The following is a 26,153-nucleotide window of genomic DNA, read 5'->3' as shown; positions in this document are numbered from 1 at the left end:
CGGCCACATTGGATACGGGGTTGTTGGTAAAAAATGCGGTGATGTCGTCGTGGCTCGCGGTTCCCGGAACCCCCGCGGCGTAAAGCTTGACGCCTTCGTCCGTGTGGCACCTCGAACAGAGCGCGGTGACATCGGTCGTGCTTCCCGACACCAGGACATGCGCGTTGATGGACTTGGCATGGGGCGCGGATTGATAGTCCTCGTAGATGCTCGCTCCCTCGGGGTGAAATTGGAGATGATCGGTCGGGAAGGTCTTATTATGACACTGCCCGCACTGCCCGGCGGCCGGTCTCGGATAGGGGATCGGGCCGAGCCCGTAGTGGTTCCCGCCCGGGCCGTGGCAGCTCTCGCACGCCACGATCGGACGATTCACGAGGCCGATCCCGGGTCCGTACAGCGAATAGACCGTGCTGATCTTCTGGCCGTCGCCGAGCGCATCGTGACACGTCTGGCAGGTGTCGTTCCATTCGGAGAAGGCATAAAAAGGAAAGCCGACGTTATAAATTCCAAGATCGATCGGCTGGAAATTTTGATCCACGGATTCGTAGTTGCCGTGGGGGCTGTACAGCCAGCCGACGTTCGGCGCGCCGGAGTTTCCGATCATGGCGGGGAATTTGCCCAGGCTCCCGTCCGCGTGGCATTTGAAGCAGGTGTCGATGCCGACAAAGCTCGTCTTCACGGCGGCTTCGCCGGCCGTCTCTTTCGTGCTGCTCCGGCAACCCGCCATGAGAAGAAACCCCACGGCCACCGCAATCGATCCCATCATGAATTTTGATCCGCCGGCCATAGGAGCGCCCTCCTGCGCTAAGAATGACACCGAACGCATGTCTTGTTTTTGCCGTACGCTTTCAGCCGATCCGCGATCCGTCCCCAGTTCTTGGGATGGGGATTGATTTTCAACCCGGTCGTCGCGCTGTGGCATTTCAAACAGGTCTCTCCATCCGCGTGACAGGACTGACAGGCCGTAAGATTCCTCCGGGCCTCCTTGGCATGGGAGTCCGACCAGGTATGCGTCGGAAGAACGCTGCCGGGATGACAGGTCTGGCACTGCGCGGGGGTGAACGAGGAATGTTGCGGTCCGCCGGCGCTGACCTCGATGTCCGAGAACCCCCTCCGATGCGACAGGAACCTCAGATCGTTCGGATTGAACTTGTTATGGCAATCCACGCAGAACCGCTTCTGGTCGTGGCATCGATAACAGGAGTTCGGGTCATCAAAGGCCTTGATGGGATGGATTTCCCTGAAATCCGTTCGATGCGAATTCGGCATGTAGTCCACGCCCGACGTGGAGGCGTGCAGGTCGCGGTCGATGCCGCCCCCCGTGTGGCAGTCCAGACAGAACGACTGCTGGTGACAGGCCTTGCAGTTGCTGGGCTGCTTCTCGGCGTACAGCCGGTGCTCTTTCACCCACATCGATCCGTGGTTCGGGGCGACCCCGCTTGATTGATGGCACCCGTTGCAGTCCGGAATGCTCATCTTGGCATAGTCTTCATGAGGGGTCGCGGCCCAGGCCCGGGCTCCGAGTCCCAGCAGGAAAATCGCAATCAGCATCGCCTTTCCGACCACGTGAAAATCCTCCTTCAAAGCGCCCAATCGACGGTGATTCTTCCAACCGGCAGGTTGGTGAAGTTCTCATTGACGTCATCCTCCAGCCGGGCCGAAACCGAAAGGTCGTTCCGGAGACCCCACCGGCCGCCCACCCAGAACCGCGTGGCGTAATTCTCGCTGAAATCGTCCGGCCGTTCGTAGGTGTCGTACTGCGCGCCCGCGGACAGGCTGAGGCGCTCTCCGACCTTGCAATCGCCGGTGGTCTCAAAGCCCCAATCGTGCCCCGCGTAACCGGTGCGCCGGTTGACGGACGCTTTCAGGTTCAGGCGTTCAACGGGATGAAGGTTGACACCCGCCGTGTAGACATTCGCCTCCTGGCTGTCCCCGTAGATCTGCCGGGTGTACGAGGCCATCAAACCCAGCGGCACGCTGATGCTGTAGTCGGCCTGGACGAGATACTCGCGGTACGAGTCCACCGCGAAGACGCTGTAAATCGAGGTGGAATCAAACAAGGGGTAGGAATGGTAAAACTCGCCCTTGAGCATGAGGTCGCTCGTCGGGAAAACATCGAGACCCACCAGGGCCTCGGAAAAATCCGCCGAGACCCGGTCGTATTGGATCTCCCCGTACGGGCTGAAATACGCCCACGACCGGCGAAAGTTCAGGCCGAAGTCCTGGCGGGAGACGTCCCAATCGTCGTACCGCTGGACATAGCTGACGCCGAGCTGGGTGGCCCGGATATTTTCCAGACGGAAATTCAATCCGATGAAGTGATTTCCGAGTCTGGACTGCGTCCCGTCCAAGGAAAACTGGACATCCGCCCCCTCCGCGAAGGTGACGCCGATCGGGCCCAGGCCGCTCACATCCAGGCGGATGCCGTCCAAAATGGCCGACCCGGCGGTAAAGTTCACAAACTGCCGGCCGAACCTCAGCGAGGTATTCTCCAACGGTGAATAGTCCATGTACAGATAATAAATCCTTCCCAAAGGACCGGCGGCCCGGATTTCGCTGTCGGTATAATCCCTCCAGGCCCGTCCGTAACCCGTGACATCGATCGTATCGCCCTGGGGCTTGTAGTTGAACCTCAGGTACTCCGCGACGACGCTCTGCCCCTGTCCCATCATGTCGTCGCCCCATAAGAACTGGGTCGAGGTATTGACATCGAATGTCTTGTCCGCGGCATGCGCGAAGGAAGAAACGAAAAGCGTCGCGACCAGAAAGCCCCAAACCCGCCGCCGATGCAAAGTCCGTTTCCCGGATGAATCCCTGAATTTTTCGGGCCGCATGATCCGCTCTCTCGAGAACAGGCCGGCCGCCATCCCTCGGTTCGGCCCGGGCGTGTATTAAACGATGGGTCTTCGCTCAGCAAATCCTCGGCAACTGTTCTCCCGACAACATATCCACCACCCGATAACCCCCGATCCGGCTTTTCATCACGACGGTCCCGGCATGATCGCCGACGACCTCGCCGATGACGGCGGCCTCTTTTCCGAGCGGATGCCCTCGCATCGCGGCCAGCACCCGGTCGGCCGATTCGGGGGCGACGAAGGCCACCAGCTTTCCCTCGTTCGCGACGTAGAGCGGGTCGAGCCCCAGAATCTCGCAGGCGCCTTTCACCTCCTCGTCGATCAAGATCCGGTCCTCCGAGATCGTGATTCCGACGCGGGCCGTCTCGGCGATCTCGTTCAGCGCGCTGGCGAGACCTCCGCGCGTGGGGTCGCGGAGGACGTGAATATCCCGGCCGGCGCCGATCATGGTCATGACCAAATCGTTGAGCGCGGCCGTGTCGCTTTCAATCCGGGTCTCGAACTCCAGCCCTTCCCGGACCGACATGATCGCGATCCCGTGCATCGCGATCGGTCCGTTCAGGATAATTTTGTCGCCGGCCTTCGCACGGTTTGGATGGATCTCGACGCCGGGTTCGATCCGGCCGACGCCCGAGGTGTTGATGAAGATCTGATCGCCCTTGCCCCGATCCACCACCTTGGTGTCGCCCGTCACCAGCTCGACCCCGGCCTTCCTCGATGCCGTCTGCATGGAGAGGACGACCCGCCACAGATCCGCCATGGGGAACCCTTCCTCGATGATGAACGCGGCCGAAAGATAGAGCGGCCGGGCGCCGCACATCGCGAGGTCGTTCACCGTGCCGTTGACCGCCAGCTCGCCGATGTCGCCTCCGGGAAATACGATCGGGTTCACGACATACGAATCCGTGGTGAAGGCCATCCGCATGCCGTTGAACGGAACGACGGCGCCGTCGTGCAACGGTTCCAGATACTCGTTTTTAAAAGACGGGAGAAACATTTTCCGGACCATCTGCTGCGTGAGCCTCCCCCCGCCCCCGTGGGCCAGCAGCACGTTCTTGTACTCGGCGATCGGAACGGGGCAGATCAGTCCCGCCGCGGGATCCGGCCCCGTCTTGGCGTTCTTCATCTCTTCATTCGTCGCAGGATTCATCGCCCTCGGGCCTCCGCGGCCACCTTCTCTTTCTTATACCGGCCGAAATGATAATAGGCGGCGCAGGCTCCTTCCGAGGAGACCATCGGGGCTCCGAGCGGGGATTCGGGGGTGCACGGCGCGCCGAACGCGGGACAGTCGTGGGGCTTCTTCAGTCCCTGGAGCACGAGCCCCGCGATGCAGAGGGGGGATTCCCGGGCCTCGATTCCGGTCACCTCGAAACGCGTCTCGGCGTCGTACTCGGAATAGTCCCGGTTCAATCGGTAGCCGCTCATCGGAATCTCGCCGATGCCGCGCCACGCGCGGTCGGTCGGCTCGAACACGGCGGACAGAAGTTGTCGGGCCAAAACGTTTCCCTCGCGGCGAACGGATCGCGCATACTGGTTCTGGACCTCGGCGCGGCCTTCTTCCAGCTGCCGGACGGTCATGGCGATCCCCTGGAGGATGTCCACCGGCTCGAACCCGGTCACGACGATCGGAACGCGATACCGATCCGAAATCGGGAAATAGTCCTCATACCCCATCACCGTGCAGACGTGCCCGGCCGCCAGAAACCCCTCCACCCGATGGTTCTCCGATGAGAGAATCGCCTCCATCGCGGGAGGAACCAGCACGTGCGAGCAAAGGATGGAAAAGTTTTTCAAGCCCATCCGTTTCGCCTGCCAGACCGCCATCGCGTTGGCGGGCGCCGTCGTCTCGAACCCCACGGCGAAAAAGACGACCTCCTTCTCGGGATTCTGTTTCGCGATCTTCAACGCGTCGAGCGGCGAATAGACCATCCGCACGGCGCCCCCCTCCGCTTTCACCGCGAGCAGGTCCCGGCTCGAACCGGGCACGCGGAGCATGTCGCCGAACGAGGCGAGAATGACGTCCGGTCGGGACGCGATCGCGACCGCCTTGTCGATCATCCCCAGCGGCGTGACGCAGACGGGACAGCCGGGGCCGTGCACCAGTGTGATTTTCTCCGGCAGCAGGGATTCGATTCCGTATTTCACGATCGTGTGGGTCTGTCCGCCGCAGATCTCCATGATCGTCCAGGGACGCGTCGTGATCCCGTGAATCTGCTCCGAATACTTCCGGGCGATTGCTTCATCCCGATATTCATCAACGAATCGCATCGGCCTCTCCTCCGGGCGGTCGCGGAAATCCCCCGTGCTCCTCGGGTTCCGGGATCCGCAGCTCCTCCATGGCCTCGCCGACTTCCCGCAACAGAGCGAGCGTCTTCAAGGCTTCCTCCTCGTCCATTTTGCTGATCGCAAAACCCACATGGACGATCACATAATCGCCGATCCGGACGTCCGGAATCCATTCCAGGCAGATCCGCTTCTCGATCCCTCCAAAGCTGGCCCGCCCCATACGGGGCCGGACCGCATCCTCGATCTCCAACACTTTACCGGGAATGGCTAAGCACATGGCGGAACACCTTCCTTCATGCCGTCCCCGTCACGGCGATCGCGACGCCGCCCGCGATGAGAACATGATGCCCGACATGAACTTCGGGCGAAAGCAAAAGCGGCACGCGGATCAGAACGCCGTTGACGCTGACCTTCGCCATTCTCGTCCAGGCGTCGACATAAATCTCCACGATTTCGCCCGTCACGAGGTTCATCGGACCCCCTTGGTGTCGAGCGCTTGGGTCTCGATCCCCTTCCGTATCGCGCGGGCCTTCCGGTGCGCGACAAAGATCTGGCCCAGGGCGAGCCCGCCGTCGTTCGGCGGAACCCGCCGATGCCAGTACGGGCGGAAACCCGCCGCATCGAGCCGATGAACGGCCCGCTCGGTGAGATACTTGTTCTGGAAACATCCGCCGGTCAACGCGACCCGTTCCTCGCCGATCCGCCCGGCAACGGCGACGATGATTTCGGCGAGCGCGTTGTGGAATTTGGCCGAGATCCTACGGATGGGAACCTCCCGCTCCTGGTCGTCGAACATCTCCTTTATCATCGGTTCCCAGTCCACGATCAGCAGGGGCGCTTCATAGGTCTCCCCCGCTTCATGAGTCCGGAACGGATAGGCCTCCTCCGTCCGCTCGTCCCCGATCGCAAATTCCAGCTCCATCGCGGCCTGGCCTTCAAAACTCACCCGCTGGCGGAGCCCGACGATCGAGGCCACCGCGTCAAACAGCCGTCCGACGCTGGAGGTCAGCGGCGAATGGATCCCCCGGGTCAGCATCGTCCGGAGCACCGCCCGTTCGGCGGGCGTGAAGAAGCGAAGCACGATCGGATCGCCCGGATCAAACAGCCGTTCGCCGGCGATTTCGTAGCGCAGGCCGGCGGCCGTCCTCCGGGGCTCCCGGATGGCGGTCGCGCCGCCCGGCAGCCGGAACCTCCGGAACGAGGCGACGCGCCGGAAGGCGGAGGCGTCCGTCAGAAGGAATTCGCCGCCCCAGATCGTCCCGTCGGGGCCGTACCCGGCGCCGTCCCATGAAACGCCGAGGACCGGTCCGTCGAGTTCGTTCTCGGCCATGCAGGACGCGACGTGGGCCCAGTGGTGTTGAACCGCCGTAACGGGGTTCCCCAGACCCTTGGCATACCGGGTGGATATATAGTCCGGATGAAGATCGCAAACCGTCCGCCCCGGCCGGATCGGATAGAGGTCCCGAAAACCGGCGATGGCGTTTTGAAAGGCCTCAAAGGCCTCCCGGGTTTCCAGATCGCCGAGGTGTTGACTGAGAAAGACGTCGCGACCCGCCGTCAGGGCCACGGTGTTCTTCAGATGCCCTCCGACCGCCAAAAGAGGCGGGGCCGCTTCCTTGAGACGGACCGGAAGCGGCGCGTAGCCGCGGGCCCGTCGAAGGACCAGTTCGCGTCCCATCACCATCCGGACGACGGAATCGTCCACGGGACGCACGATGGAACGGTCATGCACGAGGAAGAGATCCGCGATCCCGCGCAGCCGATCGACGGCCTCCCGCTCGTCCGTGCAGATCGGCTCGTCCGATACGTTTCCGCTCGTCGCCACGACCGGGAAACCCAGCTCCCGCATCAACACATGATGCAGCGGGGTGTAGGGCAACAGAACGCCGAGGTCGGGATTGTCGGGAGCGACCGAAGGGGCGATTTGCGATTTCAAACCCGGGGGTTCGGACCGTCGCCGCAATAGAACGATGGGCGACTCCGGCGAGAGAAGCAGGCGCGATTCCGGATCCGAAACCTCGCACACCTCGCGGAGGCCCTCCAAGGACGGAACCATCAGCGCGAAGGGCTTCTCTTCGCGATGCTTCCGTTCCCGCAATCGGACCACGGCCGCTTCCTGTCGGGCGTCCGCGATCAGATGGAAGCCCCCAAGGCCCTTGACCGCGACGATCTTTCCGGAGCGGATGGCCGCCGCCGCCTCGACCCAGGCCTCCCGATGCCGGGAGAGAACACGGGCCGCCCCGTCCCACAATTCCAGTTGCGGACCGCAGACCGGGCAGGCGTTCGGCTGCGCGTGGAAGCGCCGGTCGAGCGGGTCTTCATACTCGCCGCGGCAGGCGTCGCACATCCCGAATCTTTTCATCGTCGTGTTGGCGCGGTCGTACGGAAGCGATTCGATAATCGTGAACCGCGGCCCGCAATGGGTGCAGCTCGTGAAGGGATAGAGATATCGCCGATTCATCGGGTCGAACAGTTCGCCCAGACAATCCGGACAGACGGCGATGTCCGGAAGCACAAGCGCGGTCGGGTCCCCGGCCTTGTCGCTCTGCCGGATCTCAAACCCGGCGTATCCGACGGGACTCCGGAACGAGAACTCAAGGTCCTGGATGAAGGATCGGGGCGGCTTTTCCTTTTTGATGCGGAGCAGGAAGGCCTCCAGCCGGGACCGGCTCCCCTCCGCCTCGATCACGACACCCCGGGAAGAATTCAAGACCCAACCCGACAAACCCAGCTCGGTGGCCAGCCGATGGATGAAGGGGCGGAAGCCCACCCCCTGCACGGCTCCCCGGACGGCAATTTGTACGCGTTGGGCCATCATCCTGTTGATTCGGTGAGTTCGACCTCGACCACATCCAGCTCGTTTCCGGAAGTCAATTCCACACCCGACTTTCCGCAGTTCGGACAGAGGACGACGTAACGGCCGGCCCCAAAACCCTCGCCGCACGCAGCGCAGCGGCAGCGGACCGGAACCGTTTCAATCTTGAGCTTTGCCCCTTGGGCGACCGTCCCCCGGGCGGCCACCTCAAAACAAAACAGAAGCGACTCGGGAACAATGCGGGTAAAATCGCCCAGCTTCAAGGTCACCGATTTTACGCTCCTCGCATCGCCCGATGGAAGATGTCGCCACACCGCGTCCAGAATGCTCTGCGCGATCGAGAGCTCATGCATGGGCGTCGACTTTCCGGACGGGTTTCACGCCCAGGGATTCGAGCTCCCCGACCGCGGCATCGACCACGCGGGGAAGGGAAGTTTGGAGCGCCGGAGTAAGATCCAGCCCGACTTTCCGGACCTCCTGCGGTTGCACGCCGAGAATCCGGGTGAGGGGAAGCCTTCCCAGAAAGCGGGCCACCGACAGCAGTTCCGCGACGCCGACCTCGTGGGCCGAGAAATAGGGCCCCGGACGCGCGGACAGATCCTCCGGAGTAAGGTAGTAGATCGTTCCCGGCGGTTTTTCTCCGGACACGGCGTCGATGATCAGGAGATGCCCGGCCCCCTCGAACTCCGGCAGGCAGCGAAGACCGGCCACGCCCCCGTCGATCAGCCGGACGCGGTCCGGCAGGTCGTAAGCCTCGGCCAGGGCCCGTACCGCCCAAACGCCGATCCCGTCATCCCGCATCAGGGTATTGCCGACGCCCAGAACCACGATGGACGGAAGAGCGCCCGTCATTCCCCGGCGCCTCCCCGGCTCGCCCGGACCGGAAACTTGTAACCGCTGATCATGGAGCGCACCGTGTGATCGCGATACATCCAGGCGTACATCGCCGCCATATAGACATGGATCGACGTCGTCACAAGGAAGACCCACATCCCGGCAAAGTGCCAGATCCGCGTGGCGGATTCGCCCCCGAGCAGGAGGTTGACCCAGGCGAAGGCCGGCTGGGCCTGGAAAAGCCCGAAGACTTTCCCGTGGTACAGAGCGAATCCGGTCGCGGCCATGAACAGGATCAGGAACGACCAGAAGAGATAGGTCAGGGCCTGCATCGGATTGTAACGCCGGTATTTCTTGTGCGTGTCTTTGAGAAACAGATAGTACAGAAGAACATCGGGGATGTTTTTGATGTTTTTCAAGATGCCGAAGTCCCGCCAGTCCGAATCGAACGTCGAATTAAAGGCCAGGTAGACGCGCATGACCAAGCCCAGGATAAAAACATAGGCCGACGCGAAATGGAAAAATCGCATCCAGGCCATCACGGCGAGGCCGCCCGGGGCCCCTCCAGGCCCGAAAGGCCAATGGATGTAAAATCCCGTGACGGTCAGGACGGCCAGGGCCAGGACGCGGAGCCAATGATCGATCCGATAGGTCAGATTCCATACATACACGTACTCGCGCTCGCGCTTCACGGCGACCTCTCTTCTAAGGTCTCGCGCCGTCCCCAAACCACGGACACTGGACTCTGGTTGAAGAACGCGGGTGATGAAAATATCCTTCCCCCGCATCGATCATCCTGCACCTGATCCGCCTCCCCCTCCCTTCCTGCCTGCCGGCAGGTCGCTCGCATGACTCGCCGGGTCGACAAAGTCATCTCCTCACTAGGACACGCGGACCTTGTAGACCGCGTTGCTTTCCGGGTCGATCACGTGGACGGTGCAGGCCAGACAGGGATCGAAGGAATGGGCCACGCGCAAGAGCTCGAGCGGCCGTTTGGGATCGGCCACCGGCGTCCCAATGAGGGCCTGCTCGATCGGTCCCTTGACGCCCTTCGTGTCGCGGGGCGACATATTCCAGCAGGTCGGAGTGATCACCTGGTAGTTGGACAGCCTGGCGCGTTCGATCTGGTTCCAGTGTCCCAGCGCGCCCCGCGGGGCTTCCCACAACCCCACCCCCTGCCCCTTTTGAGGCAGATCGTACGAGGTGAAGGTTTCCTTCTTTCCGGACTTGAGGTTTTCCATGATCTCGTTGGCCCATACCTCCATGGCATCCGCGACGATCTTGGTCTCCAGGGCCCGCGCGGCGATGCGCCCGACCACGGAGCAGAGGACCTGCGGCTTGTCGGCGACGCCGAGCTGTCGGAGCGTCTGGTTGATCAGCTTCGTCGCATCGGGCTGGCCCTTGGAATAGGCCACGACCATCCGGGCCAGGGCCCCCGTCTCCATCGGCCGGTCCCCGTAGCGCGGGGCCTTGGCCCAGGTGTATTTCTTGTCGGTATCCCACGCCGTGAATTCCGGTTCCGTCGCGCCGGTGCTCGGATGCTCCGGCGGGCCGTCCTTGTACCAGCCGTGGGCCACGTCTTCCGTTACGATTTTTTGATCCACTTCCTGCGCTTTGAAGCTGCAATCGAAGACGGTCCCGCTGGGCATCAGCCGGTTCTTCGAATCAAAGCTCGGATCGTCGAAGACGCCCCAGGCCAGAAAGTTCCGCGGTCCCGTGCCGATGGCGGCGTAGTCGAGGTAGTACGGGGCGATCGCCAGGACATCCGGGATATAGACATGGTCGATCCAATGACGGACTTCATCCAGCCGCGGGATCAAATTCGCCATGTCGTCCAGTGTCGGGATATGGACCGAGCCGCCGGCCGGGGTCGTCATCGTCATCGGCATCCGCCCGCCGAAGATGGCCGAGATGTGGGAGGCCTGGGCCTGCTTGTCCAGCGCCTCCAGATAATGGGCTACGGCCAGAAGGTTCAACTCGGGGGGGAGTTTGTAGGCGGGATGTCCCCAGTAGGCGTTGGCGAACGGGCCGAGCTGGCCGCCCTCCACGGATTTCCCGATGCGGGCCTGGACGTCCTTTAAATAATGCTCCTTCGTTTCGGCCTTGAGCGCCGAGACGACGTCCACGAAATCGAGCGCGGCAAGATGATAAAACCACAGGATATGGGAATGGAGAAACTGGGCTCCCTCCACCATGTTGCGGACGAGTCGGCCCATCTCGGGAGGATGAATGCCGACGGCGCTCTCCAGACACAGGGCGGCCGCATGGGAATGGGAGGTGGGGCAAACGCCGCAGATCCGTTGGGTGATGTGATAGGCGTCGCGAGGATCCCGGTCTTTCAGAACGATTTCAAACCCGCGAAAAAGGGTCCCCGAGGCCCAGGCGTCCTTGACCTTTCCCCCTTCCACTTCGACCTCGAGGGCCATGTGCCCCTCGATTCGGGTGATCGGATCTATAATGATACGGCTCATGCTCGGCCCTCCCAATTCATCACCCGCGGGTCCGTGCGGACCCGATAGGGCGCGACGGGTCGCGCCTCTATTTCTTCTTCGATTCGTCCTTATGCTCTTCGGACGCTTCCCCTTTGAACCGTCCCTTGGCGGCCGTGCCGATCGCATGGGCCGCGATCCCGACGGCCGTGGCCGCGCCGGCCAGGAGGCCGATCTTGTCCGCGCCCGCTTCCACTCCGCCGATTCCCGGGATCCAGACCTCCGGAAGTCTTTCGTAGAATCCGGCGAATTTGTCCACCCAGTGGGGCTCCGCGCAGCCGATGCAGGGGGCCCCCGCCCCGATGCACCAGCTCACCCGGTCGTTGTAACGCATCTTCGAGCAGTTGGCGTAGGTCTCCGGACCTTTGCATCCCACCTTGTACAGACAGTAGCCGAGTTCCTCCTCCTTGCTTCCGAACCGCTCCACGAAGCGGCCCGCGTCGAAATGGGCCCGGCGTTCGCACTGATCGTGAATCGTCTGGCCGTAAAAGATCTTCGGCCGTCCGTGATCGTCCAGTTCCGGCAGACGGTTGTTGAGCAGATAATCCGTAATGGTGGCGACGAGGATTCCTTCGTTGACGGGGCAGAGATCGAGGTTGATGCAGTCCACTCCCAGCGCTTCGCGCACCCCCTTCAATCCGGCCGGGTTCGGATTGCCTGAGGGCACCCCGCCCCAGGTGGCGCAACTTCCCACGGCGATGATCGCCTTGGCCTTTTCCGCGAACTCCCTGCCGATGTCGATCATATCGCGACGGGCGACCATGCCATAGCCCCGCTTGGTCGGGACGGCGCCCTCGATGATCAAGATGTAGCCGCCCTTTTTCAAGGCCTGCTGCAGGATCTCCTCGGCCTGCGTGCCGGCCGCCGCCATGATCGTCTCGTTGAAGTCCATGCTCAACGTTTCCAGAATGAGCTGGGCGGCGTTCGGGTAGTTGGCCTTGATCAGCGCCTCGGTGCAGCCGGTGTCCGAAGCGAAATTCAACCAGATCACCGATGGACGTTGGCCCATCGCGGCGACCAACGCCTCGGCGATTTTGGGAACCCACATCGCTTCCAGGCCGAGCAGGGCCGCCGCGGTTCCGCAGACCTTGAGAAAGTCACGACGGCTGACCCCGGGGATCACCGAAGGTTCATCGGTCCGGACTCCGGGCTCTTGAATCACCGGCAAGCGGACACCCTTCTGATGACTCATCCCCGCGATAAGAGGAGGCCCGCTCCCTTGAATGACCGGCAATTCCATGGACGGACCGATTTTATCCTGCATGGTGTCCTCCTGGCCGAAAGCCCAAAATCATCCCCGGATTTTTTTCGAGTCCGCTTACAGGTTTCAACTACTTATGCTAATGCTTTTTTTCCGATCAATATGATGCAATGCCTGTGCCATGTTCTGTTACGGGCAGCGGGCTATGCTGTCGAAACCGGATTGAACCAATAGAATGATTGGTTTTCCCGCGATGGGGAAAAATAACCGATCCGAGGTGAACCGTGATTCATATTTACAAATCGGTCTTTGTCTAAGAAATTGTACACACTTTCCTTAAAATTGGTCTCATAACCTGAATTTTCTATGACTTATGTCGCGTCTATGAAAATGGACATCTTTACATCCGTTCTTAGACATAGCACACCCGCGATGCGGATTCATGTTGGCTTCTCAAGACGCGTCTCCGAGTCCACTTTATTGGCCAGGGCCTTGAGGGCCTCCGTGATCTTGACGGGATACGGCGGCGCGTTTTCAAGCTTGCGGAGGGGCCCGGGCAGACGCGCCAATTGCTCGGCGGCGTAGGCCCGCAGATCGGTCAGCGGAGCGGGCGGGGCCAGGCGCCGGCCGTCGCGCATCACCGGATGAATCAGCGGCTCGCCCTCCGCCGGATGGTCGTCGAGCGTGAGAAGATCTTCCAGCATCCGGCCGTCGGGGCCGTAGCGTCGAAAAATCTGTTTTCGCCCGGGCCAGGTGGCTTTGCCTTCCGAGCGCTTGCGCCGCGCCCGTCCGGCGTACTCCTGGAGTTTATAGGCGCAGTCCAGGTGCGGCGCGTCGGCCGAGGTGACGAGGTCCGAACCGATCCCATAGCCGTCGATCGGGGCCGCGGTCTCGATCAGATTCCGCAAACGCTCTTCGCCCAGATTGCCGCTGGCGAAGACCTTCACGTCGGTCAGGCCGCCCTCGTCCAGAATCCGACGGACTTTGCGCGCATGGTCGCCCAGGTCCCCGCTGTCGAGTCGCACGCCGTTAATCCGGATCCCTTCCGCTTTGAGCCGGGAGGCGAGCGCAACCGCCTTTTCGGCCGCCGCCTCGGTGTCGTAGGTGTCGAGCAACAGCATCACGTTGTTCGGCTGCGCGCGGGCGAAATTCAAGAAGGCCTCCTGTTCATCGTCATGGGCCTGAATAAACGAGTGGGCCATGGTTCCGTACGCCGGCACGCCGAAGCGGAATTCGGCCAGAACGGTGGCCGACCCGGAGAACCCGGCGAGGTACGCGGCCCGCGCCGCCAGGAGTCCGGCCTCCGCCCCGTGGGCCCGCCGCAACCCGAAATCGACGAGGAGTTTTCCGGGCGCCGCCAGAACAAAGCGCGCCGCCTTGGAGGCGATCAGGGTCTGAAAATGGAGAAGATTGATCAAGCGGGTCTCGGCCAGTTGTGCCTGCGGAAGCGGGGCGGTCACCCGAAGAACCGGCTCATGCGGAAAAAAGACCGTTCCCTCCGGAACGGCATGGACGTCGCCGGTGAACCGCAGCCGCTCGAGGGAATCCACAAAACTCCGACTGAAGCGGCCGCTCCGGGCAAGCCAGTCCAGCTCCGGCGCCGTAAAATGCAGCCGCTCCAGATAGTCCAGCGCCTGTTCGAGACCGCAAGCCATCAGGAAACCGCGGCCGGGCGGAAGTTTGCGCACAAAAAATTCGAACACCGCCGTTTCTTCCATCCGGCGGTCGAAATAGGCCTGGAGCATGGTGAGTTGATAAAGATCGGTGAGCAGGATGCTGGATTCGGACTCCATGGGGCGCTTATCCGCGGTCGATTGTGAAAGGCCCCGAACGACGGCGTCTCAAGGACCGGACGGCGCCGGGAGGCTCTCGTCCGGCGCTTCCGAGGCGGAGGCCTGTACGGAGCGCGGTCGGTCGGCTTCCATCGCGAGCAATTTTTCATTCATGTCGGCCAGGCGATTCATGACGGCCGCATTGAAGGTTCCGGCGGGGTATTTCCCGTCCGCTTGCAGCTCCCCGGCGGAGCGGCCCGTCAGGATCTCCATCGCCTCATCCACCGTTTCGGCGGCATAAACATGAAACCGGCCGGCCGCCACGGCCTCCACCACTTCGTCTTTCAACATCAGGTGCTTGAGATTCCGACCGGGAATGATCACGCCCTGGTCGTTCGTCAAGCCCCGCGCCTTGCAAACGGCATAGAAGCCTTCGATCTTCTCGTTCACACCGCCGATCGCCTGGAGCTCGCCGCGTTGATTCACCGAACCCGTGATCGCGATTCCCTGAAGGATCGGAATTTCGGAAAGGCCGGACAGGAGCGCGATCAGTTCCGCCGCCGAGGCGCTGTCGCCTTCCACCTCGCCGTAGCTCTGCTCGAAGCACAGGCTCGCGGACACCGACAGAGGAACTTCCCGGGCGTAACGGCCGCCCAGATACCCCGAAAGGATCATCACGCCCTTGTTATGCGTCCTCCCGCTGAGCTTGGCTTCCCGATCGATATTGACGATCCCGGACTGGCCCAGAAAGACCCGCGCCGTGATGCGGGAGGGACGGCCGAACGAAAAATCGCCCAACTCATAGACGGAAAGCCCGTTGATCTGACCCACGACCGCCCCGGACAGATCCACCATGAGGGTTCCCTCCGTGATCAGTTCTTGGATTTGCTCCTCCAAGAGATTGGACCGGTAGATTTTTTCCTCCACCGCCTTCTGAACGTGCCGGCGTGAAACACGGTCCGCGCCCTCCGATCGGGCCCAGTGGCTCGACTCCCGGATCAAATCCGTGAACGCGCCGAAACGCAGGGAGAGTTTTCCCTTGTGGCTCGCCCAGCGGGAGGCCTGCTCCATCAGGGCGCCCACGGCGGACCGATCGAAATGGAGCAAGCCCTCTTCCCGGCAAATCCGTGAAACGAAACGAGCGTACTGGATCGGGGCCCCGGCGTCCCGACCCTGCTCCTGGGCGAAGTCGACCTTGACCTTGTACATCTTCTCGAAGTCCTCGTCGTAAGCGTGGAGCAGGTAATAGATCAGCGGATTCCCCATCAGCACGACCCGCAGGTGCACCGGGATCGGCTCCGGCTTGATGCCGGCCGAGGCGATCACGCCGTAGAGTTCCCCGATATCCTCGATTTTGATCTCCTTGTTTTTGATCACGCGCTTGAGGGCGTCCCACGTGAAGGGGCTTCGAAGAACATCGAGGACGTTTAAAACCAGATACCCGCCGTTGGCCTGAAGAAGCGAGCCGGCCTTAATCAAGGTGAAATCCGTGTAGAGGGTTCCCAGGCGACCTTTCTTTTCGATACGGCCGATCAGGTTATTGTAGGTGGGATTCCCCTCCTCCACCAGCGGCGCGCCTTGGGTTCCGGCGTTATCCACCACCACGTTGACGGCATATCGGGTCATCGATTTCCGCGGAGACTCGATCTCCAGACCGGGAATCCGCATCGCCGTCTCCTGCTCGGGAAGGAAGTCTTTAAAGTTCTCGAGGACGTCCTGCTGGACCGTCTCGATGTAGTCCATGACCTTCGGAAAGCCCCGATAGTTCTTCCGCAAGCTTTCGAACGCGTGTTCGGAGGTGTAATGCGCCGCCTGCCGGTCGAGCTCCGCGATCTTCCGATGCATCTCGTCCCGCAGGGCGCGGATCTGCTGAACGAAGGCATGGATGTGTTCGTGAAGACTTTTCTGCTTCCGCTCGATTTCGGCCCGGGTCAGGGAGTCCAGTTCATCGAGCTGCTCCGTCTCGATCGGTTTTCCCTTGATCATGGGAACCACCGCGATCCCGAAGGCCGTGCTCTTGATGATGAACTCGTACTTTCGCGCCTGTTCCTCCAGTTGATTCGTGAGGCCATCACGGGCTTTGGAAAACGTTTCTTCCAATTGCCTCCGCTGATCTTCATACTCCTTGCTTTGGAACACCCGGGGAAGCTCAAGTTGGAGCGCGCCGATGAGACGCTCCATCTCCCGTTGAAACTCCCGTCCTTTTCCCGCAGGCAGGCTCATCGCTTTCGGACGATCCGGATCTTGAAAGTTATGAACATAGCACCAATCGTCCGGGGTGGACTGCGTTTCGGCCACCCGTTTGATCATGGACTTCACGATCGAGTTCGTTCCGGTCCCCGGAACTCCGGAAACGTAGATGTTGTATCCCCGGTCCTGAATGTGCAGGCCGAAGTCCATCGCCCGAACGGCCCGTTCTTGCCCGATGACGGCGTCCTGCGGGACAAGCTCTTCCGTGGTCGTGAAGGAAAATTGATCCGGATCAAAACGAGCGCGGAGGTCGTCGGAAGGAATCTCTCTGCGGTTCAAGGTCATGCACCTCTCCTGCGGCAACGCGTGCAGGAGAACTTTATCCGGTTTGCCGGTTCAATGTCAATGTCTCGATCCCGAAAAACCGGACGCCATCCTGCAAAGTTATTCATCGTGCAAAAAGGATCAATAAAAAAAGCCGAGCTCCCCGGCTTCCGGGGAATTCGGCTTTCCAAAAAAAGCAACGTCCCAAACGCTGACCTTATGTCCGTCGGTCCCGATTTCGACCGGTGGCTTGGCCGCGGCCCTTGGGGGTGCCGCCGCCTTCCCTGGCCGATCTTCTCGGATCCGCTTATACACCTCCCGGTGTTACGGACTCGTCGAACGTCGACAGGCTTTCTTTGGGACGGTGCCATGACCGCAATGCCGTTTGAATCGTTGAACCTGAGGCTTTGGTCTAGGCGGGTGCTCTTTTTACCCCCCCTCCGTCTCCGACAGGAAAGGGGGAAGGCTCCCCTTCTTTTGCTGTTCCCAAAGGTCAAGCGATCTTTACGAACACCGCAGTCCTATTCTTTTTTCAATGATCATTCTTTCCGATCCGACTTTATAATACTCTTTAAAAACACAAATGTCAAACTTACTTGCCCCATAGCCGATTGATTATAAAAAGATTTATCGACTAAAATTTCATAAACGTTTAGTAGAAAATCCCTCGGGTCGGCCGTCTTAGCTCCTCCCTTTTTCAACGCCTCGACTCAGCTTCCGCGCGTAGGCCAATACATCCAGAAATTGCTGGTCCGAGAGGTTTCCCTTCCAGGTCGTCATCGCGGTGTCCGGATGGCCCTCGCGAATGACCTTCATCCATTCGGAATCGGGCTTGCGCTGACTCTCCGGGCTGGCAAAGTTCGGGGCCGGCGGATGGAGCGACTGTCCCATCGGTCCATCACCGCGGCCCTCCGGCCCGTGACAGATAAGACAGTTCTTCTCATAGATCGGTTTCCCCTTCGAAGCGTCGCCGACCGTTTCGGCGCCGGCCAAAACCCAACTGCCGAATCCTGAAAGCAGGCCGGCGGATAGAATAAGGATGATACGGTAATCTCGCAGCATGGAAACTCCCTTCTTGGTTGGCAATGTCACGCGTCCGATCCGTCCCGCGCGCGGGACGGATCCCTCGTTTCGGATCAGGCCTGCGCCTCGCGGCCTCGACGGGACCGAACCATCTCGACGGTGCTCGCCTGGGGCCCTTTTTCTCCCGCTTCTTCAACAAAGCGCACTTCCGTTCCGATCTTCATGCGGTCGAAGGCGTCATGAAGCACGCTGTTCCGATGAAAATAGATCTCCCGTCCATCCGTCTCCTCGAGAAAACCATAATCCTCTTCCGGGAACAGTTTGCTGACGCGGGCATGGGTCGCGGGCTCGTGCCTTTTCACGTCCCCGCGAAGCCGATGTTCGTAATCCTCCAGCTGCCTGCGGGCCGCATCGAAGGCGTCCCGGATCGCCACATAGATATCCTCATGGGGCTGGCGTTTGACCACCAGTTCGGAGCCGCGGACGGTCAGATCGATTTGCACTTCATAGCGCATGCCCTGGTGCTGATGTCGATGGGGACTGTCCACGGTCACCCGACAGCCCATGATATGATCGGAATATTGATCCAGCTTGGACGCCTTCTCGAGGATCTCGTTTTTAACCGCGTCGGAAACCGAGGCGTTGCGAACCGTAATCTGAAGCGGAAGTTTCATTCTATCCCCCTTTGTTCCACCCTTTGCGTTGTTTTGAAGAATCCCCGCCCTCACGGACGGGAATGACGTTCACCGTTCGGATTCGAGGTTTCGTTGATCACGACGGACACCTTGGGAGGGTCCGCCAAGGTTTGATGGATCGTGCAGCCCTCCAAAACCTGCTGAAGGCGTCGTTTCATCGGGGGATCCAGCGGAGCCGGAAGATCGACATAAGCGGTCATCTCGCCGATCCGATGAGGCCGCTCGGCGTAGTCCCAGTGCATGGTCACCCTCAGACCGTCGGCCGGAATGGCGTGCCGCTGGCAGAAGCGCGCCGCGAAATAAGCGATGCAACCCGCCAAGGATCCGACGAACATCTCGACCGGCGTGATTCCCCGGTCCTGACCGCCTTCGTCCTCCGGCTGATCCAGCAGGAGCCGATGGTTCCGAATTTCCACGGCCAGTTGAACGCCTTCGACCCAGGAAACGGACACCGACTCTTTTTTGACTTCAACCGGGCCCGACATGGGACCCCCCTCATCTGAAACCGGATCCATCGGCTAGCCTTTCTCCTTTTTCTTATTCCCCAGCGCCTTCGGTTTGACCGTGAAGACGGGGCAGACAGCCTTCCGCACGACCCGCTCGGCCACGCTCCCCATCAGGACATGCCCCATTCCGGTGCGTCCGTGCGTTCCGAGCACGATCAGGTCGGCCGGGACCTCTCCGGCCGTTTTGAGAATCTCGAGGAACGGCGTTCCCTCTTTCAAAATGGCGTGCACGTTGGGCCCACGATGCCGGACCTGATCCGCCAGCTTGCTGAGTTTGTTGTGCTCCTCTTCTTTGACTTCCCGAATCCATTGACGGATCTCCGGACGGATACCCGGAGACACGCCGGAAGGACTGAAAAAAGGCGGCTCGAACACATGGAGCAGATAAAGGTCCGCGCCGAAGCCCGCCGCCAAATGCACGGCGTACTCCAACGCCTCATTGGAATAGTCCGAAAAATCGGTTGCCATCAAGATCCGATGCAGTTCGATCACGATCCTCTCCTTTCGTTTTTTGTTCGATTTGCGGAACCCCGGTCTTCGGACCGGGGCTTCCTCGACCCGGCGGGCGACGGTCGCCTCACCGCGCGATGATCACGACCGTCGCGAGGCGAGGCTCTGGCATTGAAAAAAATCGGGGATAAATCAGCGTTTGCTTCGCCCACCCCCGGTTTCAACTTTCTCTTCCTCGCGGGCCTTGGCTTCCCCGCGGTTCATGAGAATGAGGGGATCGACGATTTCACCGCAGAAGAGGCACCGCCAGCCTTCATAGGACCACGGTACCTCCCCGCCCCCTCCGTACATAAATTCCTCAAAATTCATGAGGCCGCCGCATTTTGGACATTTCATCTCCATCATCCCCTTTCCCCAAAGGGCCGATCATTCCACCCTGATCTTCACTTCCTTTTTCTTTGCCTCTTCGGTCTTCGGCAAGCGCACTTCCAGCACCCCGTCCTTAAAATTGGCATACGCCTTGTCCGTCTTCACCTCTTTGGGCAGATCGATCGTCCGCATGAAGCTTCCATACGAGCGCTCGGAATAATAATACCCTTTCTTTCTCACTTCCTCTTCCTGTTTCTTTTCGCCCTTGATGGTGAGAAGACTGTCGGAGATGTTGACATCCAGATCCTCCTTCTTCATGCCGGGGATCTCGGCCTTCACCACGATGTCGTCTTTCTCTTCGAAAATCTCGATCGCCGGCTCTCGAAGCCCGATTTCCCGAAAACGATCCGGCCAACTCATGCCCCACAACGGCCTGCGGAAGAAATCGCCGAAGAGTCGCTCCGCCTCCCGCTCCATGCGGCTCAACTCCGAAAACGGTCTCCAGGGAGTCACCTCCCGCGTCTCTTTCTCCTTTTCCTTTTCCATGACACACCTTCCTTTCAATTCGTTTATTTAAATAAGAATCGGGACTGACCGCGAGATTTTTCCGAATCGGCGTGGCGCCCTCCCCGCCTTCTCAAAACCCGTCGGCCCTTTTCATCGGCTCCGACGTGAAACGAGCCGTCTCCGGGCGAACCAGCCGCTTGAAATCCTCATACCGTATCGCAATCACTTCACGATGCGTCCCCGGCTGAAAGAAAATCTCCGGCTCCCGGGTCAGGGACTCGTCCACATAAACCTGGAATTGGTAGAGATGGCCGAACGGGGGCATGGCCCCCACCTCGCAATCCGGAAAAAGCTTATCCAAAACCGCTTCCGGCGCAAGAGACACCCGGAACGCACCGAGCACCTCCGCGAACCGCGCCAAGTCGAGCGGACGGTGGGAGGGAAGAACGGCCATGACGTAACGATCGTCGGCCCAAACCATGACCACCTTCGCCACCTTCCGTCCGGAGACATGAATCGAGGCCGCCACCTCGGGGGACGTGAAAGCCTCTCGATGAGGAATAAGCCGATACGGGACGTTTTCGTTTCTGAGATACGCCTTTACATGTTCGGGGGCCGTCGGCCATTCCATCTCGGCCGCGCCGGCCTCGCGCCTCTCCTCGTATCCTTTCCACCAATTTCTCAACCGCATCCTGTTTTTTATTTCGAAGGTCAGCATTTCACACCTCCCGGCGGGCCTGCGCTTCCCCGGCCGTCAGACTCCTTAAGGCCAGTATTCCGCCGTGGATTTGATATAGCCGAAGAGGACGTCCCGCCTGGCGACGATCCCCACCAGTTTTCCCTCCCGGACCACCGGCACCCGGATCAGGTGATCCGTCTCCAAAAGCCGGATGATCTCATCCACCGGCGTCTCCTCATGGATAAACCTGACCTCCCGAGACATGATCTCTTCCGCCCGGACATCCTTCATCTCCCGGCCGTTCATCAGAACTTTGAGGAGATCAAATTCGCTCACCAAGCCCGCCAGCATCCCCTGGCCGTCCACGACCGGAAGACTCCCGAAATTATGTTTGGTCAGCTCCGATGCGATGTGGCGGGCCGAATCGGAGGGCCGGCAGAATTTAACGTCCTGCTCCATCAGCAACGAGGCCGGCAGTTTATGAAATTCCCGCTTTTCTGTCAAGTACTCCGTGCGTCTCATGACCCAACCTCCTCTTTTACGCTACCCTCTTTTTTCCTTCCCTGACTTCTATAATAAGCAAAGGCTATGCCACTCCTCGATGGAGGCAAAGCGGGACGGCTTCGACGAACAGCTTTATAAATCAAGAGGTAAGCCGATATTCCGGAAGCGCCTTAAAGCATCGGGGCGGATACAGGGAAGGAATGTCCAACGATCTGGACAGGAAAATTGAAGATGCTTTTTTCCGTCGGGTTTTCAAACGGCTCCCGATGTTCACGGGCATGGACATTTGTCTATACAACGGCGGTCGGCTATTCGACGAGGTTGTACCGTTTCAATTTGTTGTAGAGCGTCGCCCGGCTGATGCCTAAAAGCTTGGCCGTCCGCGATCGATTCCCTCCGGCCTTCCGGATCGCCTCCGCGATTTTTTCCCTTTCAACCGATTCGGTCGCCGTTCGGATCACATCGGGCAGGGCATCGTCCGGGGTTTCAACGGGGGCTTCCATGAAGAGGGCCTCCGCCGAAATTTCCGGACCGGGACTCATCAACACGGCGCGCTCGATCACATTTTCAAGCTCCCTCACGTTTCCCGGCCAGGAAAACTCGACCAAAAGCTTCATGGTCTTCGGCGTGATTCGTTTCGGCTCCAGCCGGTTCCGTTCGCAATATTTTCTGATGAAGTGGTCCGCCAGGAGGGGAATGTCCTCCCTCCGGTGCCTCAGGGGCGGAATCACGATCGGAACGACGGCCAGGCGGTAGTAGAGATCCTCCCGGAAGGACTTCTTCTCGACGTCCTTTTTGATGTCTTTGTTGGTCGCGGCGATGACGCGGACGTCGACCTTGATCGTCTTATTCCCCCCCACCGGCCGGATTTCCCCTTCCTGCAGGACCCGCAACAGCTTGGATTGGAATACCGTCGTTGTATCTCCGATCTCGTCCAGCAGGAGCGTTCCGCCGTCGGCCTCTTCGAAGAGCCCCTTTTTATTGCCGACGGCTCCGGTGAAGGCCCCCCGCACGTGGCCGAACAGCTCGCTCTCCAACAGGGTTTCCGGAAGGGCTCCGCAGTCGATCGCCACGAAAGGACGATCGCGTCTCGGACTTTGCTGGTGGATCGCGCGGGCGATCAGCTCCTTTCCGGTCCCCGACTCTCCGTAAATCAGGATCGTGGTGTGGCTTTCCGCCACCCGCCCGATCAGGCGAAAGAGATCCCGAATCGGCTTGCTCCGGCCGATGATGCCGCCCGAGGCGCTCTCGGCCCCGACCTTCTCCCGCAGACGCTCCACCTCGTGGGTCAGCCGATGCAGATCGAGCGCCCTCTTCACCGTCAGGAGGATCTCGTCGTTGTTGATCGGCTTGGTCAGGTAATCAAAGGCCCCTCCCTTCATCGCGGAGACGGCCGAATCGATCGTCCCGTACGCGGTGAGCAGAATGCAGGGGAGGGTCGGACTGACGCTTCTCGCTTTCTTCAACAACTCCGATCCGCTTAAGCCCGGCATCTTGAGATCCGAGATCAGCAGATCGAACCATTCCGCCTCAAGCTTCCCGATCGCCTCTTCCCCGGAGGAGACGGCCACGACCTCGTACCCTTCTTTTCCGAGGACCTTTTGGAAAAGGGCCAGCATGTTGGGCTCATCGTCGACCACCAGAACTCGTCCGGGCGCGGCGGAGTCGGGAACGTGCGGGTTCATCGCGGACGCCTCCTTCGGTCGGCCGGCAGATAAAGAGAAAACGTGGTTCCCCGGCCCGGCGCGCTCTCGACCGAGATTTTCCCGTGATGGGCCTCCATGATTCTTTTACAGATCGACAGCCCCAATCCCATTCCCTTCTTGCTTTTGGTCGTGAAGAAGGGAAGGAAGATCTTGGAGAGCTGACCGGGCTCGATGCCCTGCCCCGTGTCCGTGACAGAGATGATCACGTCGTCGTTCGGAGCCGGATCGTCGGCCGGCGGGGACGGCACGGCCGCGACCCCGATCGTCAAGGTCCCCCCCCGTGGCATCGCTTCCAACGCGTTGAAATAGAGATTGACCAGCACCTGGCTCATCTGCTGCGCGTCGGCCCAGATCTTCGGGAGTCCGCCCGGATTCTCGATCACGGTCCGAATGCCGGTCTTCTGGAAACGGGGCGAGACCAGCTCGAGGCTCTTCCGGACCATCTCCACCGGGTCCGTCTGCGTATGCTGCGGCGGGGTCTGACGACCGAAGTCCAGAAGGTTCTTCATGACTTTCTTGCACCGGCGGGCCTCTTCCTCGATGATCTTGACGGACTGGTAGCGGGGATCCGACGGATCCACCTCCGTCAACAGATCCTGCGCGAAGCCGATCACGATGCCCAGCGGATTGTTGAACTCGTGCGCGAGCGAGGCCGTCAGCTCGCCGAAGGAGATCAGCCGTTCCGAGAGAATGAGCTGCCGCTCCTGGTCGTGGGCCAGATGGCGGAACCGCCGCTCGCTCTCCCGGAGCGACTCCTCCATCTGTTTCCGCTCGGTGATGTCCACAGAGATGCTGCAGACCGCGTAAGGAAGTCCCGAAGTGTCGTCCAGGGAAAACTTCATCGAGATGTAAGTGTGCGGACCGTCATCCTGGGGGACAACCTCCTCCAACGCCACCGGGACTCCGATGTGGATCACCTTGCGGTCGTTCTCCGCGAAAACCTGGGCGAACTCCTTTGGGAAGAGGTCATGGGCGGTCATGCCGACAATCTGCGGGTTGGCCACATGGAAAAGCTTTTCAAACCGACGGTTGACCAGCATGTAGCGGCCCTGGGCATCCTTCACGTAGATCACCGCCTCGGTGTTGTCCAGGATCGCCCGCAGCCTTTCCTCACTCGCGCGCAGCGCCACTTCCAGTCTTTTGCGGTCGCTGACGTCCTGGATAATGGCGGTAATCAGGGTGCCCGCTTCCGTCTTCAACGGACTCAGGCTGATTTCAACGGGGAAATCGGTTCCGTCCTTTCGAAGGCCGGTCAACTCAAGGCCGCTACCCATCGGCCGCGTGTGGGGCTCGGAAATATACCCGGCGCGATGGCCGATATGGGCTCCCCGGAAACGTTCGGGCACCAAGGTTTCAACGGGTTGGCCGAGCAGTTCGTCCCGCCTATATCCAAAAATCTTTTCCGTTTGAGAGTTGACAAAGAGGAGACGGCCTTCCGAGTCGATAACCACCGAGGCGTAGGGAAGCGCCTCCAAAAGAGACCGGAATAGGCCGTCTTTCCCGCCCGGCCCGTTGAGCCATTGGGTTGGCCCTTCCGCTAAAGAATCCCGCTCCGAAATCGACATTGGAAACCTTCCGATAGCATTCCGATATCCTATCCTATGCCCATGGAAATTCGTTGTCAAGGTAATCGGGTGCAAGCGCCGGCGACGGCCGTTTGTGACTATTGAGGGAGGAGATGTTTCCGAACCGCGGCCTTCAGGTCTTCAATATTGATGGGCTTAACAAGGTAGGCGATCGCGCCTTTGCGAAAGGAAAGCGTGCGGGTATCGACGGCCGGATAAGCCGTCATCATGATGACCTTGGTGCCGGGATGTCGGGCCCGGATTCTTTCCAGAACCGAAAACCCGTCCACGGGATGCATCCGAATGTCCACGATGGCCAGATCGAAGTGCAGCTCCTCGAGCCACGTCAGGGCCTGGTCCCCATCGGCCGTCACCCTGATTTCATACCCTTCTTTTCCAAGAATTTTGGACAAAAGGTTCAGGAAATTCTCTTCATCGTCAACGACCAGGATTCTGGGATATCCCATTTGCACCACCCTCCGGTAGCGGCGCTTGGATGGACTTCTCGAAAGCCGATATTTGCATATTATAATGATAGCAAGACCCGTGCCAAGGATTGCCGTTTAGGATAATAAAGATGCCGGTTTGATCGTGAAGAGGCGGGCTGACAAAGGCTGGAGTTCAGGCGGCTCAACTGTTATAATGGCCGAAACACGGAGAAAGCCGATTCCCACCTTACACGGACATCTCAGCGGGCTTAAGGCCGGACAGACCCGGCGCCTGGAACACCTCTACCGCCGCCGCATACCGCCCGACAGGGTCGTCACCCAGGAACTGGCCCGTTCTCTGACCGAGCTTTCGCGGGACGTCGGAAGGCAGATCGGGCTGATTGTGACGCGGCGGGGGGATATTTACGCCGTGATCGTGGGCGACGACCGCGAGATCGTCATCCCCGACCTGTCAAAGTTCCGGGCGGGCCGCTTCCGGCTTCGGGGCGTCCGCTGTCTCCACACCCATCTGGACGATTCGCCCCTCACGGAGGACGACTTCACCGATCTGGCCCTGCTCCGGCTGGATCTCATCGCCGCGATCGGCGTCCAGGAAAACGGGCTGCCCGGACATTGTTACCTCGCGCATCTGCTTCCGCCCAACCCGGAAGGCAAGGCCTGGGAAGTGCATCCGCCGCAATGGACACACCAGTTGAACCTGGATTTTCAATCCTTCGTCACGACGATCGAGGACGATCTGACCCGCCACCAGACGGCCTACGACGTCAAGGACAAGCGGGAGCGGGCGGTCTTGGCCAGCGCCTCCACCCGGAACCGGCTCGATCAGGAGGAATCCATGGAGGAACTGGCCGAGCTCGCGCGGACCGATCAGCTCGTCGTGGTGGATACCGTGACCCAACGACCCAAGACGCTGCATCCGAAATATCTCATGGGG

27 protein-coding genes are annotated in these 26,153 nt (G+C 60.5%); 1 reads left to right on the top strand and 26 read right to left on the bottom strand.

Annotation, left to right across the window (positions count from 1 at the left end):
• The 26 genes from VLY20_09600 to VLY20_09475 all read right to left on the bottom strand — a co-directional run.
• On the bottom strand, positions 1-787 hold a 787-nt coding region (locus VLY20_09600; GenBank protein ID HUK56897.1), incomplete at its 3' end, for a hypothetical protein.
• A 17-nt stretch (positions 788-804) separates the two neighbouring features.
• A complete protein-coding gene (locus VLY20_09595) occupies positions 805-1,566 on the bottom strand; it encodes a cytochrome C (GenBank protein HUK56896.1) in 762 nt (253 codons plus the stop codon).
• Between the two features lie 14 nt (positions 1,567-1,580).
• Positions 1,581-2,834 carry a hypothetical protein gene (locus tag VLY20_09590; protein ID HUK56895.1) on the bottom strand — a complete coding sequence of 418 codons (1,254 nt, stop codon included), beginning with the start codon at positions 2,832-2,834 and terminating at the stop codon, positions 1,581-1,583.
• A gap of 76 nt (positions 2,835-2,910) precedes the next feature.
• Entirely contained in the window at positions 2,911-3,981 is a 1,071-nt protein-coding gene (hypE, locus tag VLY20_09585; protein ID HUK56894.1) for a hydrogenase expression/formation protein HypE, read from the bottom strand.
• Positions 3,982-4,001: 20 nt separating this feature from the next.
• Positions 4,002-5,123 (bottom strand): hydrogenase formation protein HypD, encoded by a 1,122-nt coding sequence (gene hypD, locus VLY20_09580; GenBank protein HUK56893.1) that lies wholly within the window; start codon positions 5,121-5,123, stop codon positions 4,002-4,004.
• Entirely contained in the window at positions 5,110-5,418 is a 309-nt protein-coding gene (locus tag VLY20_09575) for a HypC/HybG/HupF family hydrogenase formation chaperone (GenBank protein HUK56892.1), read from the bottom strand. Before VLY20_09575 ends, hypD begins: the two co-directional genes overlap by 14 nt.
• A gap of 16 nt (positions 5,419-5,434) precedes the next feature.
• A complete protein-coding gene (locus VLY20_09570) occupies positions 5,435-5,614 on the bottom strand; it encodes a HypC/HybG/HupF family hydrogenase formation chaperone (GenBank protein HUK56891.1) in 180 nt (59 codons plus the stop codon).
• Complete coding sequence (gene hypF / locus VLY20_09565; protein ID HUK56890.1) at positions 5,611-7,959, bottom strand: carbamoyltransferase HypF; 2,349 nt, start codon at positions 7,957-7,959, stop codon at positions 5,611-5,613. The genes VLY20_09570 and hypF overlap by 4 nt, the downstream gene beginning before the upstream one ends.
• Positions 7,956-8,309, bottom strand: a complete 354-nt coding sequence (gene hypA, locus VLY20_09560; GenBank protein HUK56889.1) for a hydrogenase maturation nickel metallochaperone HypA — start codon at positions 8,307-8,309, stop codon at positions 7,956-7,958. The genes hypF and hypA overlap by 4 nt, the downstream gene beginning before the upstream one ends.
• Positions 8,302-8,808, bottom strand: a complete 507-nt coding sequence (locus tag VLY20_09555; protein ID HUK56888.1) for a HyaD/HybD family hydrogenase maturation endopeptidase — start codon at positions 8,806-8,808, stop codon at positions 8,302-8,304. The genes hypA and VLY20_09555 overlap by 8 nt, the downstream gene beginning before the upstream one ends.
• Entirely contained in the window at positions 8,805-9,482 is a 678-nt protein-coding gene (gene cybH / locus VLY20_09550; protein HUK56887.1) for a Ni/Fe-hydrogenase, b-type cytochrome subunit, read from the bottom strand. Before cybH ends, VLY20_09555 begins: the two co-directional genes overlap by 4 nt.
• A gap of 189 nt (positions 9,483-9,671) precedes the next feature.
• On the bottom strand, positions 9,672-11,261 hold the full coding sequence (locus VLY20_09545) for a nickel-dependent hydrogenase large subunit (GenBank protein ID HUK56886.1): 1,590 nt from the start codon (positions 11,259-11,261) through the stop codon (positions 9,672-9,674).
• A gap of 67 nt (positions 11,262-11,328) precedes the next feature.
• Complete coding sequence (locus tag VLY20_09540; GenBank protein HUK56885.1) at positions 11,329-12,543, bottom strand: hydrogenase small subunit; 1,215 nt, start codon at positions 12,541-12,543, stop codon at positions 11,329-11,331.
• Positions 12,544-12,920: 377 nt separating this feature from the next.
• Entirely contained in the window at positions 12,921-14,273 is a 1,353-nt protein-coding gene (locus tag VLY20_09535) for a nicotinate phosphoribosyltransferase (GenBank protein HUK56884.1), read from the bottom strand.
• Between the two features lie 48 nt (positions 14,274-14,321).
• Positions 14,322-16,787: an ATP-binding protein gene (locus VLY20_09530; GenBank protein ID HUK56883.1), complete on the bottom strand. Its 2,466-nt coding sequence runs from the start codon at positions 16,785-16,787 to the stop codon at positions 14,322-14,324.
• Between the two features lie 660 nt (positions 16,788-17,447).
• Positions 17,448-17,828, bottom strand: coding sequence for a cytochrome c (locus tag VLY20_09525; GenBank protein HUK56882.1), 381 nt, complete (start codon positions 17,826-17,828; stop codon positions 17,448-17,450).
• 74 nt (positions 17,829-17,902) lie between these two features.
• On the bottom strand, positions 17,903-18,463 hold the full coding sequence (gene raiA / locus VLY20_09520) for a ribosome-associated translation inhibitor RaiA (protein HUK56881.1): 561 nt from the start codon (positions 18,461-18,463) through the stop codon (positions 17,903-17,905).
• A gap of 50 nt (positions 18,464-18,513) precedes the next feature.
• Positions 18,514-18,969 (bottom strand): OsmC family protein, encoded by a 456-nt coding sequence (locus tag VLY20_09515; protein HUK56880.1) that lies wholly within the window; start codon positions 18,967-18,969, stop codon positions 18,514-18,516.
• Between the two features lie 33 nt (positions 18,970-19,002).
• Complete coding sequence (locus tag VLY20_09510; protein ID HUK56879.1) at positions 19,003-19,482, bottom strand: universal stress protein; 480 nt, start codon at positions 19,480-19,482, stop codon at positions 19,003-19,005.
• Between the two features lie 150 nt (positions 19,483-19,632).
• Positions 19,633-19,836 (bottom strand): hypothetical protein, encoded by a 204-nt coding sequence (locus VLY20_09505; GenBank protein ID HUK56878.1) that lies wholly within the window; start codon positions 19,834-19,836, stop codon positions 19,633-19,635.
• Between the two features lie 30 nt (positions 19,837-19,866).
• Positions 19,867-20,355, bottom strand: coding sequence for an Hsp20/alpha crystallin family protein (locus tag VLY20_09500; protein HUK56877.1), 489 nt, complete (start codon positions 20,353-20,355; stop codon positions 19,867-19,869).
• A 91-nt stretch (positions 20,356-20,446) separates the two neighbouring features.
• Complete coding sequence (locus tag VLY20_09495) at positions 20,447-21,034, bottom strand: YbaK/EbsC family protein (protein ID HUK56876.1); 588 nt, start codon at positions 21,032-21,034, stop codon at positions 20,447-20,449.
• Positions 21,035-21,079: 45 nt separating this feature from the next.
• Positions 21,080-21,517, bottom strand: coding sequence for a CBS domain-containing protein (locus tag VLY20_09490; protein HUK56875.1), 438 nt, complete (start codon positions 21,515-21,517; stop codon positions 21,080-21,082).
• A 290-nt stretch (positions 21,518-21,807) separates the two neighbouring features.
• On the bottom strand, positions 21,808-23,184 hold the full coding sequence (locus VLY20_09485; protein HUK56874.1) for a sigma-54 dependent transcriptional regulator: 1,377 nt from the start codon (positions 23,182-23,184) through the stop codon (positions 21,808-21,810).
• Positions 23,181-24,770, bottom strand: a complete 1,590-nt coding sequence (locus VLY20_09480) for a PAS domain S-box protein (protein HUK56873.1) — start codon at positions 24,768-24,770, stop codon at positions 23,181-23,183. The genes VLY20_09485 and VLY20_09480 overlap by 4 nt, the downstream gene beginning before the upstream one ends.
• Before the next feature lie 98 nt (positions 24,771-24,868).
• Positions 24,869-25,237 (bottom strand): response regulator, encoded by a 369-nt coding sequence (locus tag VLY20_09475; GenBank protein HUK56872.1) that lies wholly within the window; start codon positions 25,235-25,237, stop codon positions 24,869-24,871.
• A 175-nt stretch (positions 25,238-25,412) separates the two neighbouring features.
• Here VLY20_09475 and VLY20_09470 point away from each other — a divergent pair.
• Positions 25,413-26,153, top strand: a 741-nt coding sequence (locus VLY20_09470; GenBank protein HUK56871.1) for a GTPase HflX, incomplete at its 3' end; no start/stop codon positions are given.

The organism is Nitrospiria bacterium (assembly GCA_035517655.1).
Taxonomy (GTDB): domain Bacteria; phylum Nitrospirota; class Nitrospiria; order JACQBZ01; family JACQBZ01; genus JACQBZ01.
The sequence above is the reverse complement of the archived record's forward strand: the minus strand, read 5'-3'. Positions and strand labels throughout refer to the sequence as shown.